The sequence below is a fragment of the Bacteroides sp. M10 genome, assembly GCF_014334015.1.
Classification (GTDB): Bacteria; Bacteroidota; Bacteroidia; order Bacteroidales; family Bacteroidaceae; genus Bacteroides; species Bacteroides intestinigallinarum.
The window spans coordinates 933486-948315 of sequence record NZ_CP060488.1 but is presented as its reverse complement, the minus strand read 5'-3'; the positions used below and the strand labels follow the sequence as shown (position 1 = coordinate 948315).

Genomic DNA, 14830 nt, shown 5'->3' with positions numbered 1-14830 from the left:
GGTTGAGAAATCAGTCTGTCTATGTTCGTCATCTCACGGTTTTACGCGAATGACCGTAAATGAGTACGCTGGCATTGCATAATCAAATTCATTCGAAGAGAGTTCGAATGGCGTTATAACAGGTTTGGAAGTCTGGTCCGTTGGAGCACCTGTAAGTAAAGTTCTGGTAGCTGTGGGGTGTTGTAAATCTACATCTTTCAGTGTAATTTTTGTATTGACAGTAGCCGGAAGCATATTCACTAAACGAACGATATAATCACCGCTATATTCATCTTTTACCACAGAAACACCGATACGTTTCTTCACCCCTTCCTGTTCGTGTTTCACTTTCACTTGGGAAGTCAAGTAATGAGTACCGGGATTCTGACCGTACATTTGTTGAGTGTAATAACCTACGGTGGGTCTCACCTCTTGATTGTTGAAGTAAATCAGGTCAGGACACCATTGCATATGATAGTCTTTTGCCAAAAGAGGTGCATAGGATGTCATGATGACGATATCAGCATTACGTTCTACAGAAGTCAGATAAAGGGCTTCTGCTAACGCTGTTTCAATATTATTAGGGCGATTAGGCAAATGAGCTGCATATTCACCTAAATAAACCTTCGCTTTGTTACGGTCGTAACCATCATAGTAGTCTTGGTTGTGGATCATCCAACCTGGAGCCACATAGTAGTGTTCATCTACCACAGGTACTTGGTGCTTGGTAGCTAACTTCCAACCTTCGTTGTAGTCGCTTCCTTCGTAAAAAGGACCGACAGTACCGATTACTGTTACTTCGGGATACTTCTCTTTCACTGCATTATAAATCATCAGAAAGCGTTCTTTGAAGACTTCTGTAATCAAATCTTCATTACCGATGCCGATATACTTCAAATTGAAGGGTTGGGGATGACCGGCCTCGGCACGTTTCTTACCCCATACAGTTTTCTTGGCATCACCGTTGGCATATTCAATTAAGTCGAGTACATCCTGTACATACTTCGGCATATCTTCCATGGAAATACCTCCTTGTTGTCCGAAGGTCGTTAGTTCGTCGTGTGTATGCTTATACTTCCAATCGCTGTTTTGACAAGGTACACCAGCGGCTACTACAGGTACAGGTTCTGCTCCAAGGTCTTCGCAAAAGAGAAAGTATTCGTGATAACCCAAGCCACGTGTCTGGTGATAGCCCCATAAACTACGTAAAGGCTTACGCTCATGGAGTTTACCGATAGAACCTTTCCAGTCATATATATTATCCAAACCATTGCCATGAGCTACACAGCCACCGGGGAAACGCACAAAACGAGGATGCAGATCTGCTAAGGTTTGAGCCAGATCGGCACGTAAACCATTTATGCGCCCCTTGAAGGTGTTTTGGGGAAAGAGAGAAATCATATCCAAGTGGTATTCGCCTGTTGTTTGAGGAATGAGGGCCAATGAGGCTGATTTTACATTTTCAGTCACGGTAATTACCGCTTTGCGTTGTTTCCACAGCCTGGATGTAACTGATATGGTAGTGCTACCTACCGTATGGCCTTTTTCATCAAGCAATTTTATTAGTATTTTGCCTCCCTTGGCTGTAGCCGGAATACGTCCCCAAAGTGAAAAGTTGTATTTTTCTCCTTTCTTCAAGTTAATGCCATCGTATCCTTCGTTTGAGAACGATGCACCTATGGAATGAATCTTTAAAATGGCGTAGTTCGCATTGTTTGCATGCAAAGGATTTTCAGTAGCGATGTTAAACTCTGCATTCCCTTTTATGCTCCAGGCTTTAGTTGGTCCCCAGCTCTTATCCCAGGGATTTTCGTTTAAGAAATATTCAAAGTCGCGGTTTTGTATTAGTTCTCCATATAATCCGCCATCGGCAGCGTAGTTGATGTCTTCAAAAAAGATGCCAATAAACTTATCACTAATTGCTTTTGCGTCTTTCGTATTGACAATGATTTCAGTCATCACAGGCTCCAAACCTGCAAAGCGTATCGAATCCTGCCCGGCATGTTCATCGTTCAGTTGTTGGCGGTATCTCTTATGTTCGGCAAAGCGCACCAAATCTGTTAATATATCACAGGGTACACGCTGTACATAACCTTGTTCCTCATTACCTGCCACTATCACTTTGGAAGCCTTAGTCGGATAGGCTTGAGCGGGTTGGTACTTGCTTAATACTTCAGGGGCGAAATAACTTTGAGCCTCCCAATCCAGTAAATCTTTTGAAGCAGTATGTCCTAAAGCCTTACCGCTCTCTGAAAGGTACCATACACAATGCCATTTTTTGGTTTGGACATCTTGTTGTAGATGAGGAGTGATCATTTTCTTCTCACGTCCCCATGGACCAAAACCACATTTCACATATTCAAAATCACCGCACACGGGCATCCTGTTTTGTTTACCATCTGCACTCCATGCAAAACGTAGACCGCTAGTCCCCCCGTGCTTCGCATATGAGAAAAGATAAACAGAGTCAGGTTGGTTCGCCTTCATTGGAATGGCGGTCATAATAAATGCTATTACTATAATCGACTTAAAGCGTTTCATTGATATTAATATTTGAAGGTTACATTCTTAATGGTAACACTACCTTCTCCTTTGCATAAGATACTTGGTTTCAAGCAATAGAAGCCGCCGTAAATGTTAGTATGATATCCCGACACATCAAAACCATGAGGATATCCCAACCAGTTCACACCATCATTGCTATACGAAACAGAGATGGTGTATTTCTCTACTTTCAGTTTAAGAAATTTGCAATCTTTGGCGTCGAAAGTACTCCAGGAAGGTGTTCCATGCCACAAACCCTGGATAATTCCTTTATTCAATCCAATACCGGCATAGACTCCATCATTATACATCAATGCTAATCCGGTTTCCACATTTCCTTCCGTTTCAATTTCAGCAGTTACTTCATAGTCTGCATCCGAAGCGATAGCTATCAAGGCGCGGAGTTTATCTTTCGAACCTTTTAATGTGACACTTCCATTGTTCAGTTGATAGTCGGTAGGAGAGTCAATTCCCCAAAAACTCCATTGCCAATTCAATTTTCCGGTGTTAAAATCATCAGATTGAGGACGCGTGTTGGTATAAGCTACATATTTTTCTTTAGAAGATGTTTTCAATACAGGCCAACCATCCTTTGTCCATTTGATAGGTTGAATTAAAGTTGATCTCCCTTGAGGACGTTCTTCACGCTTGAATGCATGATAAACTGCGTACCAGTTACCTTTAGTGTCATCAAAAAGAGTGGCATGTCCTTTAGACACCCATTCATCACTGGGGTCATAGGTATGAATTAAAGGATTATAAGGACTATTTTCCCAAGGTCCATCCACTTTTTTCGAACGTGCCACGATTGCCATGTGGCTGGTAGATGGCCCTGAAGTACCTCCTTGGGCAGATACCATATAATAATAGCCTTGATGGAAGAATAGCTTCGGTGATTCCAGGCAATGGCATTCAACCGGCCAATCGCGAGGAATCTCCCATCCACGATAAATATATTTCTCCTTACTGGTTGCCGACAGACCATCCTTAGCAAGTGTGACATATCCTCCGCCATTCACATACAGATATCGGTTTCCTTCGGCATCTACAATATGTCCCGGATCAATTCCATTCACTTCAAGTTTGACTGGTGTTGTCCATGGACCTTCTATATGATCAGCTGTCACCACATAATTACCTCCTAAATTGGTAGGGAAGTAGATATAAAACTTGCCATTGGTATAAGTGATATCCGGAGCCCATACAGTACCTACATTTTCATGTAAAGTACGGGTGACAGGTGTCCATTTTTTCAGGTCTTTTGAATACCACACCAATAGTCCGGGGTAATAGTTATAGGAGGAATGAGTCATATAGAAATCCTCACCAACTCGTACAATAGTAGGATCGGCATAATCTCCGGTAAAAGGTATTTCGATAGTTTGAGCACTCAGGCTTGCTTTGCCTGCTATCAATAACAATGCTGCTAAAAAGAATCTTTTCATAATATTTCTTTATAGGGTTTTACTGTTTCACTTCTTCCAAATAGAGTACACGACTAGTGTAGTCAGTTTGTTTGTTGTAATCCACGGTATGTTTATAAGGTATTTCCAAACCGTTAGCCATGAGGTACTCACCAGTAAAGACTTGATCTTCGAATTTTAAAAGAATGTTGTCAATACGGTTTAATTCATGTATTTTGTAGAGCTTTTCTGGCGATAAGCCAGCCATCTTCACACGTGGTAAGTGTTGATTACAGAATTGCTCTAACTTCCACCAGTAGAAAACAGCTTTATTTTTTTCTGGAGACACATACATCAAAGATGCAACGCCTTGGTTATCATAGGGAGACAATAAGCGATAAATGTCACCCAATTGTACAACAGGACGTATCTTTTTATATTCGGCAATTGCATTCTTACAAAGTGCTTTTTCTTCTTCAGTCATATTTTTAGGTTGTATTTCCATTCCCAGACGTCCGCTCATTGCCACATCAACACGGTATTTCAAAGGAATCGTGCGAGAAGTTTGATGATTGGGGGTGGCACTGATATGGGATCCCATCGCAATAGCCGGGAAGAAGTATGATGTTCCCCACTGCATATATATCCGTTGCAAAGCATCTGTATTATCGCTTACCCAAAACTCATCAAAATAAGGCAATACACCATAGTTGGCACGGCCTCCTCCACTTGCGCATGCCTGAATAGTCAAATCCGGATATTTGGCACGAATGCGTTGGCATATTTTCTCGAATCCACGATGAAACTCTATGTAAAGATGGTTTTGCTTATCTTTGGGTAAATAGCTGGAGCCATGATTCATAATCGACATATTGGCATCCCATTTGATATAATCAATTTCCGGATTATCGGTCATCAAGTTATCAACAACCCCGAATATGAAGTCCTGTACTTCCGGATTGGTAAGATCCAATACGAGTTGTGTCCCTCCGCGTCCGGTGATCGGATCACGTTCCGGTGCTTTAAGGATCCAATCGGGATGTTTCTCATAGAGTTCGCTAGTCGTATTCGTCATTTCCGGTTCCAGCCAGATTCCAAATTTGATGCCGTGTTTTTGTGCATCTTTCACCAAGCCTCTAATGCCGTTTGGCAATTTCCTCTTGTCCACTTTCCAGTCGCCTAAGGAAGAATTATCCGATTTACGCGGAAATTTATCTCCAAACCAACCGTCATCCATCACAAATAACTCGCCTCCCATAGACTCAATGTCACTCATCATCTGGTCCATACCCTGCTCGTTGATGTCGAAATAAACACCTTCCCAGCTATTCAGCAGGATTTTACGTAGAGAAGTTCCATGTGCCAATTTGTATATTCGTGCCCATCGGTGGAAATTACGGCTGCTTCCGCTTAATCCCTCTTTGCTATAGGTCAGCGCAAGTTCCGGAGTACGAAAAACTTCTCCTTTTGGCAGGTTGTAAGATGAATTGTCTTCATTAATGCCGGCGTAGAAGTGATGATATTCGCTGTCGTCAGTATCAATACGTAATTTGTAATTGCCACTATAACACAAGGCGGCGCCGATCACATTTCCTGTGTTTTCTTGCGGTTTGCCATCGAGTGAAAACATCACTTCCGCGTGTGCTGTATGCGAATTACGTACTCCGTCTTTATTCTTTATGATTTTCATTCCCGGTTTTAAAGGTTCTTGTGCCAAACGTCCTTCATTTGCCCAAGAACCATATAAATGAGATAACCAAACCTCACCTCGACGTATCGGCAAGTAGGCGGAAGCAAACTGATTCAATAATACCGGATTTTTCTCCTGATGGCTGATTTCAGTCCAGACTTCGATAATATCTACATCCTGATACGCTTTGTAGCAGATGTTGGCAAAGAAAGGATATACCTTATCTTTCATTTTGACAATTGTGATATTCGCATTACCCTCTTGGTTCGTTTTCACATCTGTGACTGTCATTTGTAGGGTCATATTTCCGTCGGCGTGCTTAACTGCTAAGGCTGCCTCGCTGGCTCCTCCCAAACCATATACCGGATATGCCGAGTAGTTGTCGCTTCCAGTCTGATTGATGGTAGCTACATCTGTTTCTGACAATTTATTGCCGTAATACACATATCTTAAATCTCCTCCTGTAGGGGCGGACAAAACCAGTGATGTCCCCGGAGTTGAAATACATACGTTCTGCGCAAACAAGTTGACAGTAAACAAACAGATTCCTGCGACTAAAAAGTATTTTCTCATGATATTCGTTATTTCTGTTCTTATTTATATAGTGTAAAGTTATCTCCAATAAAGAGCGTTTTCGGTGAATGATAGAAATCTACAAAATTGTTTGCAGATGTTTGTCCTGGGTAAGGTGCGAAATAATGCCCTTCTCTTTCGCGGGCATTTCGCCAGACAAGTACATAAGTGATCGGATATTTATCGATCACCGGCATGAGTGTCTCTGTCCACCATACGGAATCCGGTATTGTCTCAAATCCGGTTTCAGTGACAGCGATTGGTTTTTGATGTGCTTTACCGACTTCTGTAAGAATAGATAGTGATTTTTCCATGGTATTCACATAATCTTGACGATTGAACTGATAAGTGTCAAAACCAATGAAATCAATAATGTCGTCTCCCGGATAACGTTCCAAATATTCGGTAGTATCATTGGGCTCCGATCCGGCAGAATAGGCATAAAGAAGATTGTTTGCCCCTTTTTTCTGCATGTGCTCATAGGTCATTTTCCATAGGGCTTTGTATTCTTCTGCAGAGCAAAGGTTTTGCCCCCACCAGAACCAGTTTCCTGTATGCTCATGCCATGGACGAAAAAGAATCGGAACTTTTACTCCATCTGCCGTAACTACTGAATTTATAAATTCAGCAGCTTTGTCGAGCCAGCCTGTGAATTTCTCATGATAGGCTCCTCCGGGAAGAATTGAAGTAACTACAGTCGTATCACTTGCGTCCCAGGAATCTTTCCCTGTAACCGGATTATCCATGTGCCAACTTAATGAACTCATACCACCTCTATTATATTGTGAAATGATTTCATTTTTTATTCTTTCAAAAGGAACATTATCCAGATTATTGTCATTACCCAGTTCGATGCGTCCCAAATCGAAAGACATGACAGCCGGATAAGCACCACATACACTTTTCACATCACTTCTATCCGCATCTCCATCCCAACCGATACCATAAGAAGTTGCATCGTGATGTCCGAACATATATCCGGTTTCGGGAAGAAGCTTTAATGACTTCAATAAACATTCGGTTTCATGAGTCCGTTTTGGAAGCGCATTTTCTTTTTGGCAAGCAGACATTCCTATCAGAAACAGACCTGCTATGGCAATTAAATTTGTTTTTATCATACTATATATTTAAAGTTCATGATTAATAATCGCAATTCGGTGATTTGTCGGAAGCAAAGATAAAAAGGAGGATACAAATAGCTATTCCCATATGGCTTTTACACCGTCCGGATTTGTCTGATAATACATTTGATACCTTCTTTTGATACATTCAAGAGGAATATTGTTTCTAGTGTTCAAGAAAAGTTATTGTTTCCGATATGTATTCTATTAGTGGAATTAAGTTAGAACCGGGATATATGAGATATGAAGAACCGGATACCAAAGAAATAACTTTGGCATCCGGCAAGATTGAAGATTATTTGTATAATTAGGTTGTTTCATCAACACTATAATTGATATCAATTATTTGAATATCTTTACTACTAATGACTGATTAGGCTCCAACTTCTGTTTCAAAGCTTTCTTTGTATTCCCAATCACTTTGTGTTGGTACAAATCTCTGATCTTATAGATGTTGTCTCTGTTGAATGTAATTTCTTTATCAAATACATTGTCTTTGATGGTTTCCCTTTCCCAGTTAAAAGTGAAATCTGAAGGTTGCTGTGAGCGGTTGAAGAAACAGATGGCCCATTCATTGTTTGCCATAGGCTTTACCCATACTTCAATTGTTCCTTCTTTTTTATATTTGAAACCTTGAATACCTAATGAATCCTGATTAATGGCTATAATTTCTTTATTAGTAAGTATGTCCAATGTTTGAGGTGACATATTACGCAAATCGTTACCCAGCAAAAGAGGTGAATTGAGAATGGTCCATAATGCGAAATGCGTCCGTTCTTCATCCGGCGTCAAGCCACCATTTCCTACTTCGAGCATATCCATGTCATTCCAATGGTCTGGTCCTGCAGCTTTGCGAAGTTCGTCCTGATCGCGCATGTCCAAGATGTTCAGTGCTCCCCATGAGAAATATCCGCCATGGTCGTGTTTACATGAAAAACAGTTGTAGATGTCACCGGTTGTCCGCCAGCTATGACCTACCGATTGTGCCCATTTCCAAGGAGCATCGGTCCCCCATTCACAAATACTCAGAAGAATGGGGCGGCCTGCTGTATAAATGGCATCGCGCATAGTTATATAGGCCTCCTCTGCATTCAGTTTGCCAGTGCTACACCAGTCGTATTTCAGGTAATCGACACCCCATTCAGCATATTTAAGTGCGTCTTGATATTCGTGTCCACGGCTGCCGGGATACCCTGCGCAGGTTTTTGAACCTGCGCAATTGTATAAACCGAATTTCAATCCCTTGGAATGTACGTAGTCTGCAACGACTTTAATGCCATTCGGAAATTTCTTCCGATGAGGAACCAGATTGCCTTGGGCGTCTCGCTCCATTTCCATCCAACCATCATCGAGCAATATATGGTTATAACCGGCATCTCTTAATCCGGTGCTCACCAAAGCATCTGCCATTTCCTTGACCATTTGTTCGTTTATATCTGTCCCAAACTTATTCCAACTGTTCCATCCCATTTGAGGGGTTAAGGCTAACCCCTCAAATTTTTGTGCAAAGACATTCAGAGATGTAAGAAAAAGCAGTAAAAATAAAATGTTTTTTCTCATTATCTTGTATTTTATAATTAATAGATCAAAGCAAGCTATTTAATAATAGCTTTCCAATGTAACTACTTTGGGATTATTATATACGGCTTTTAAATCTTCGGGATCTCCATTTTTGATAGCATCGTGCCATGTCATCCAGTATGACCAATACACTCCTTCTCTTAATGCTTTATCTGGATCCATAATGGCATTCCCACTTTCACTTAAGCCCAGCATTTTTTTACCATTAGTTATCTTGTATACATTCTCGAATCTATCTTTATAAATATCATCTTGACCAACATCATCAGTGATAACGTCACATTTATCATCGCCGGGATACCAATTGACATCACCGCCATTATAAACCCAAAGGAGATTATTCAATTGATGATGGTTTGTGAGTCTGTCGTACATCATATTCCACAATTTTTTATAAACTTCCGGTCCTTTAGCACCCCACCAGAACCAAGTTCCGGAGCCTTCGTGTAAAGGTCTCCACAACACAGGCACACCGGCATCTCTCAATTTTCTCAACTGGTCAGCAATTGCATCAATATCGCCTATGGTTGCATTATACTCCTCTGTTCCTTCTATTACAGCTTGACTTGCATCAAAATCCGTTTCATTTGTATAGAATGTATTCTTGCCAGGTTCTCCTCCCATTGGGGAATGCCAATGCCAAGTGAAGGCAATAATTGGCTTCTGATCGTTATCGTTATACCACGCTATCGCATCTGGTGTACTAGGATTATTCAAATCGGGGCCGAAGGTATGACCGTCGCCTCCCCAGAGGTATGGATAATGTAGGCTATAGGCCTGCATGTCAAATCCTTTGAGTAGAGGTGTATGTCCGGTAATTCGTTTTGCATAACTGAATGAGTCTCCATCTGTGCTACCCGAGATTATTCTCTTTCCGTGTTGTTTAAGCATCCATGTATATAGTGCTCTGGCACCGGCATCGGCATTCGGGTTACAAGGAGTATCATTAATATTGAATTCAGGACCCGGATTGTCAATGGCAGGAGCGGTAAACTCGACTGAATATGCTGTTTCATTCATCCTATCTGTCGAAAAGATAGATAGGGTTCTTGTATCTATTTTAAAAACGTTTGTACTTTCCGACTCTACCTCAACTCTTGCTTTTAAATATCTGGCTACAGCATAGGCATTTTCCACCACTTTATTATTCAATGTTATTTTAGTGACGTCATTGATGGTTATGGGCTGGTCAAACTCAAATACTATTTCCACGGCTCCAGGAGAGACTTGTTCTCCTGCTGTTGGCTTGACAGAGAGTAGTTGCAACGGAGAATACTCGACATTCTTCGAATCGCTTTCGCATGATGTTACTAACAACATACAGAACAATAAATTTGTAATACATTTAAATAATCGATTATTCATAAGTAGGTGATCTAAATTATTTATATATATCAGTACTAATATGGTTCATTTTCCGTTTTATAGAAAAAATAGAATTATGAAACCAATAAAAGTACTTGAATTATCAGAGGTTGATCGCCTCAAATTAGAGAAAGGCTATCATAATGGCCCTACTCATAGTTTTCGTATCAGATGCAAATCCATATTGCTGAAGTCAGAAGGTAAATCAGCTCCCCAAATAGCAGAAATGCTTGAGGTAACAGTACCTACTGTCTACACATGGGTAAAACGTTATGAAGAAAATGGCATCAAAGGCTTGGAGACACGTCCTGGTCAGGGGCGAAAGCCTATTATGGATTGTTCTGATGAAGAAGCAGTCCGCAAGGCAATTGAGGAAGACCGTCAGAGTGTGTCCAAAGCACGTGAAGCATGGCAGAATGCGACTGGTAAAGAAGCCAGTGATATTACTTTCAAACGTTTTTTAGAAACATTGGTGCAAGATATAAGCGTATAAGAAAACGCCCAAGGGGCAAACCCTCACCGCAGCTCTACGCATACAAGAAAGAGAAGTTGCAAGAACTTGAAGAACTTGATTCCAAAGGAGAACTTGTGCTATATTATGCCGACGAAAGTCATGTCTGTACAAATGGTTATGTTCCATATGGCTGGCAATTCAAGAATGAGGATATTTACATCCCATCCGAGAAAGCTGCCCGGCTTAATATTTTTGGCATGATTACCAAAAGGAACCAATATAAAGGCTTTACCACAAAAGAGTCCATCAACGCAGACAAGATTGTGGACTATCTTGACAGATTCTCTTTCAATGTAACGAAGAAGACTGTAATTGTCTTGGACAATGCTTCTGTTCATAGAAATCGGAAAGTTAAAGAACTGAGGAAAATTTGGGAGAAAAGAGGATTGTTCCTCTTCTATCTTCCACCTTATTCTCCAGAACTTAATCCTGCCGAGATTCTTTGGCGTATACTTAAGGGTAAATGGATAAGACCGATAGATTACGAGACTACGGACTCGCTTTTCTATTGTACGAACAGGGCCTTGGCGTCTGTGGGTACGAACTTATTCGTGAATTATTCATATTTGTAAAATTAATTTTGAACAGTTACTTATTATATTATTTATTATATAAGTTCAACTTTAGTCAATGTATAAAAATAACCACGTATGTGTAGTCCACCCTGCATAATTCGGTCGTATACATCTTGTGTGACTATTAAATCTGCATATCCGTCAGGGAAATTGTCAAGCCCTATCCATCCTAAGCCTTCGAAACTGCTCCAATTACTATCACAAATGTCTATTTGTGGCCAACCTTCATCGGACGGCGTAAAATAGAAACGGATCGTGTTATTAACCGAAAGATTCTGAAATTTGTCCTTATCTAAAAGCAGGTCATTACCTTCTCCCCAATCAATTGCACCTTTCCATATCACATTGGATGGCTCTATCGGATCATCTTGAATAAGTTCCACTTTTGTTAGAATATATTTCCAGCCGCGAATAAGAAGTCCCGGACTTGTACCATTGGGATTAATACAGTCATACACTGCTTGTGTAACAACCAAATCGTAATATCCAACATCGGTGAGTTGCATATCCTGAAAATCTGTGATTTGGGGGTTCCCAAAGGTAAGGTCATTGTCGTCATTACCAGAGCGAAGGTTTATTCCGGAAAGACCTTGCCCCCAGTAGCCAGTATAGTTTCTCTCGTCGAATTTATAATAAATACGAATAGTTTGTCCCACAGCAAGGTTAGAAAGATAACTCGGCTCCAACTTAAAGCTAAGAAAACCATCCTCACCTTCTGCTTTGTCAGATTTAAATTCACCTTCCCATATCACATTTGAGCTGGGATCCACTGGAGATCCTTTAATCAATTCGACCTTAGTTAAGGTATAAAAGGCTCCCCGTACAAGTAGACCGCCTACCATAATGCGATTGTACGCATCTTGGGTGACTTCTAAATCGGCATATCCATCCGGATAATCTCCAAGCCATTTAAATTCAAATCCCGGGAAAGTTCCATCCGCACTGTCACGAAGATCTATTTGCTGCCAGCCATCACCTGGGGTCGGAGTAAAATAGAATCGGAGTTTATCACCAATGGCAAGTTTTTGGAAATAGCTCACATCTAAATTTAATGTGGTATCCCAGTCTCCAATTACGAAATTGTCTTCCCATAGGATATTTTCTCCTCCTGTTTCTGAAGGTATCAGCTTTATTTCTTCAGATGTTAAAGTTGTTCCATCCGTTGCAACGAGGATTATTCTATCCATTCCATTTTTTATTCCTGCCGGGACTTTTACTTTGAGATTATCAGATGCTTTGCGAATAAAATCGATAGCGTTGATTACAATTTGTCGATCTTCTGTTTTAGCAGGAAAAATTACCTGTTTGATACATTCCAGATCAACACCCTTAAATGTTAGTTCTTGTCCGGTCTTGACTTCATCTCCCGGGTCCATAGAATTTAATTCCGGTTTGGCTAATCTCATTGCAACCGAGCTCTCAATCGTTTTATCTTCTGAAGCAATTTTTAGGAAACCACCTTCTTCATCTATGCCGCTGGGAATTATTAACTTGATTTGATTGGATGTTACCACTTCAAAATCAGTCACTTCTATATTTCCGGGGAAAAGGATTGAATTTACTTGGTTCAGCCCACTTCCTGTTATTACCATTTCGCCTCCTGCCATTACTACTGTCGGGCTATATGCTTTTAATGCCAGCCCGGCAGCCTGATCCTGTTCTGTCTCATCCTCACAGGCTGTAAAAAAGAACATGTGAATGATGGCAGTAATAATCCAAAGGTATGATATCTTGTTTCTCATATACTTATATTTTTATATCATTAATATTTTCACCAACCTTCATTTTGATACAATTTGGTATTTTTCTTGATTTCAGAATAAGGAATCGGAAATTTATTATATTTTTCATCCCACTGACGAGAAAATGCTTTACGGGTTAAAATGATATTTCCGTTACCCTGTTTTACCAGTTCGGCACCTTCTATTGTTTTGAAGTAGGTTTTTCCCTTTTTCCATCGGCGTACGTCCCAGAAACGCTGATCTTCGAAAGCAAATTCGATTAATCGTTCCCGTTCGTAGCGTACTAGAAAATCTGTGGGATTGCCAGTAAAATGAGGCATCATAACATCAGAACGGTCACGTACCACATTGATTGCTTCATTGGCTGACATTCCATAATCTCCTTTTGAATCAGCATCACCGGTAATATGATATATACATTCTGCATAGTTCAGATAAAACTCGGCAAGACGCATAACAATCCATGCATGTCTGAAACTGCTGTTTACATTGGGTGTTAAATCAGTATTCCCGTCCACATACTTTTTCAGATAGTATCCGGTACGTGTGGCATTGTACTTTGGTGAACCGTTAAAACCACCCTCATATGTCTGTATTGGCATCTGCTGATTGCTGTTTAAAGGCCAAAGATCTCCGTTTTTCACGATTGTCATTCCAAAACGCGGATCCAAACCGTTATAAGGAGCGCCACTGGTCAAATCGATTGTTCCGGGATGCATCTCTCCGAAAGTCCTTCCTGCATAAGGTCCTGACTGATACTCATATTGGTCGACCAGTGTTTGTGTTGGACAATTCCCGCTTTGGCCTCCTTCGATACCTATGGGATAGTTTTGTTTTTCAAAAGTATTATCTTCTGTTTTTGCTACTGCGAAAATGATTTCTTTATTCACAAAACTATTATTTCCCCATAAAGAAGCATACGTATCTAATGCAATTCCCCATTCCGCACATCTGTCAATCACTTCTTTATTGGCCTTAGCAGCTGCCTCCCATTTATTCCTGTCGTTGTTGGGATTAAAAAGTGGGCTAGCAGCATATAGTAGCGTACGGGCCTTCAGAGCCAGTACGAAAGGACGATTGGTACGTCCCAACTGTTGACTCATCTCGTTTTGATAATTGATGGGTAAGTACTCTGCTATGGCATCGCACTCATCGACTATAAACTTTATAACTTTGTCTGCCGGGGTCCGCTCTACATTATTAGCTTCTGATATGGTCAGTGTCGAGAGTACTAAAGGTACATCACCATACGCTCTGACCAGCTCAAAATAATAATAGGCCCTGAGTGCTCTGACTTCATAAGGGAACAGTTCAAAACGAGCTTTCAACTCCGGATAGTTTGTTCCTTCGCTTACACTGTAGATGTAATCTTCCAATGATATCTTGTCCAGTTTCTCTAGGAAGTTGTTGGCCTCGTGAATGGCGGTATAATTGTTTTTCCAGTATTCTGGCAACGGATTGTTGGGTGTCCATCCACCATTATAAAATCTATGTACATCTGAACCTGATAACGCATAATCGGCTTCATCGGTAGCGCACGCTCTAAAAGCTCCATCATAATTGTTCTCAAATTCGTTCAGAAATTGTGCATAAATATCATTGACCAACTTTTCGATTCCATAAATCGGGCTGTCATATACCCAATCTTCATCGTTCGTTACCACCTCACTGTAATTGAGGTCCACACATCCGTTCAGTATGAGTGATGCTGCGACTATCAAATATGTAGCTATTCTTTTCATA

General features: G+C 40.8%; 10 protein-coding genes. 2 read left to right on the top strand and 8 right to left on the bottom strand.

Annotated features, from left to right (window positions below):
- Positions 1-33 precede the first annotated feature (33 nt).
- The 6 genes from H8796_RS03760 to H8796_RS03735 all read right to left on the bottom strand — a co-directional run bounded on the left by H8796_RS03760 (position 34) and on the right by H8796_RS03735 (position 10211).
- On the bottom strand, positions 34-2520 hold the full coding sequence (locus H8796_RS03760; protein WP_187343934.1) for an alpha-L-arabinofuranosidase C-terminal domain-containing protein: 2487 nt from the start codon (positions 2518-2520) through the stop codon (positions 34-36).
- Positions 2521-2525: 5 nt separating this feature from the next.
- A complete protein-coding gene (locus H8796_RS03755; RefSeq protein ID WP_117932907.1) occupies positions 2526-3968 on the bottom strand; it encodes a family 43 glycosylhydrolase in 1443 nt (480 codons plus the stop codon).
- Between the two features lie 19 nt (positions 3969-3987).
- On the bottom strand, positions 3988-6189 hold the full coding sequence (locus tag H8796_RS03750) for an alpha-galactosidase (protein WP_117932909.1): 2202 nt from the start codon (positions 6187-6189) through the stop codon (positions 3988-3990).
- A gap of 20 nt (positions 6190-6209) precedes the next feature.
- Positions 6210-7307 (bottom strand): glycoside hydrolase family 26 protein, encoded by a 1098-nt coding sequence (locus H8796_RS03745; protein ID WP_117932911.1) that lies wholly within the window; start codon positions 7305-7307, stop codon positions 6210-6212.
- Between the two features lie 345 nt (positions 7308-7652).
- Positions 7653-8870: a glycoside hydrolase family 27 protein gene (locus tag H8796_RS03740; RefSeq protein WP_117932913.1), complete on the bottom strand. Its 1218-nt coding sequence runs from the start codon at positions 8868-8870 to the stop codon at positions 7653-7655.
- Positions 8871-8909: 39 nt separating this feature from the next.
- Positions 8910-10211 (bottom strand): glycosyl hydrolase, encoded by a 1302-nt coding sequence (locus H8796_RS03735; protein ID WP_158577280.1) that lies wholly within the window; start codon positions 10209-10211, stop codon positions 8910-8912.
- 121 nt (positions 10212-10332) lie between these two features.
- Here H8796_RS03735 and H8796_RS03730 point away from each other — a divergent pair, with 121 nt between their 5' ends.
- Positions 10333-10749, top strand: coding sequence for a helix-turn-helix domain-containing protein (locus H8796_RS03730; RefSeq protein ID WP_117938168.1), 417 nt, complete (start codon positions 10333-10335; stop codon positions 10747-10749).
- Positions 10725-11342 carry an IS630 family transposase gene (locus tag H8796_RS03725; protein WP_117938167.1) on the top strand — a complete coding sequence of 206 codons (618 nt, stop codon included), beginning with the start codon at positions 10725-10727 and terminating at the stop codon, positions 11340-11342. Before H8796_RS03730 ends, H8796_RS03725 begins: the two co-directional genes overlap by 25 nt.
- A 35-nt stretch (positions 11343-11377) precedes the next feature.
- Here H8796_RS03725 and H8796_RS03720 read toward each other — a convergent pair whose 3' ends face one another.
- Complete coding sequence (locus H8796_RS03720; protein WP_117937005.1) at positions 11378-13087, bottom strand: hypothetical protein; 1710 nt, start codon at positions 13085-13087, stop codon at positions 11378-11380.
- Positions 13088-13116: 29 nt separating this feature from the next.
- Positions 13117-14829: a RagB/SusD family nutrient uptake outer membrane protein gene (locus H8796_RS03715; RefSeq protein WP_117937003.1), complete on the bottom strand. Its 1713-nt coding sequence runs from the start codon at positions 14827-14829 to the stop codon at positions 13117-13119.
- Position 14830: the final 1 nt, after the last annotated feature.

Bases quoted from the DNA above. Each gene is read 5' to 3' on its own strand.
- H8796_RS03760 (WP_187343934.1), bottom strand. From the start codon at position 2,520: ATGAAACGCTTTAAGTCGATTATAGTAATAGCATTTATTATGACCGCC.
- H8796_RS03755 (WP_117932907.1), bottom strand. From the start codon at position 3,968: ATGAAAAGATTCTTTTTAGCAGCATTGTTATTGATAGCAGGCAAAGCA.
- H8796_RS03750 (WP_117932909.1), bottom strand. From the start codon at position 6,189: ATGAGAAAATACTTTTTAGTCGCAGGAATCTGTTTGTTTACTGTCAAC.
- H8796_RS03745 (WP_117932911.1), bottom strand. From the start codon at position 7,307: ATGATAAAAACAAATTTAATTGCCATAGCAGGTCTGTTTCTGATAGGA.
- H8796_RS03740 (WP_117932913.1), bottom strand. From the start codon at position 8,870: ATGAGAAAAAACATTTTATTTTTACTGCTTTTTCTTACATCTCTGAAT.
- H8796_RS03735 (WP_158577280.1), bottom strand. From the start codon at position 10,211: ATGTTGTTAGTAACATCATGCGAAAGCGATTCGAAGAATGTCGAGTAT.
- H8796_RS03730 (WP_117938168.1), top strand. From the start codon at position 10,333: ATGAAACCAATAAAAGTACTTGAATTATCAGAGGTTGATCGCCTCAAA.
- H8796_RS03720 (WP_117937005.1), bottom strand. From the start codon at position 13,087: ATGAGAAACAAGATATCATACCTTTGGATTATTACTGCCATCATTCAC.
- H8796_RS03715 (WP_117937003.1), bottom strand. From the start codon at position 14,829: ATGAAAAGAATAGCTACATATTTGATAGTCGCAGCATCACTCATACTG.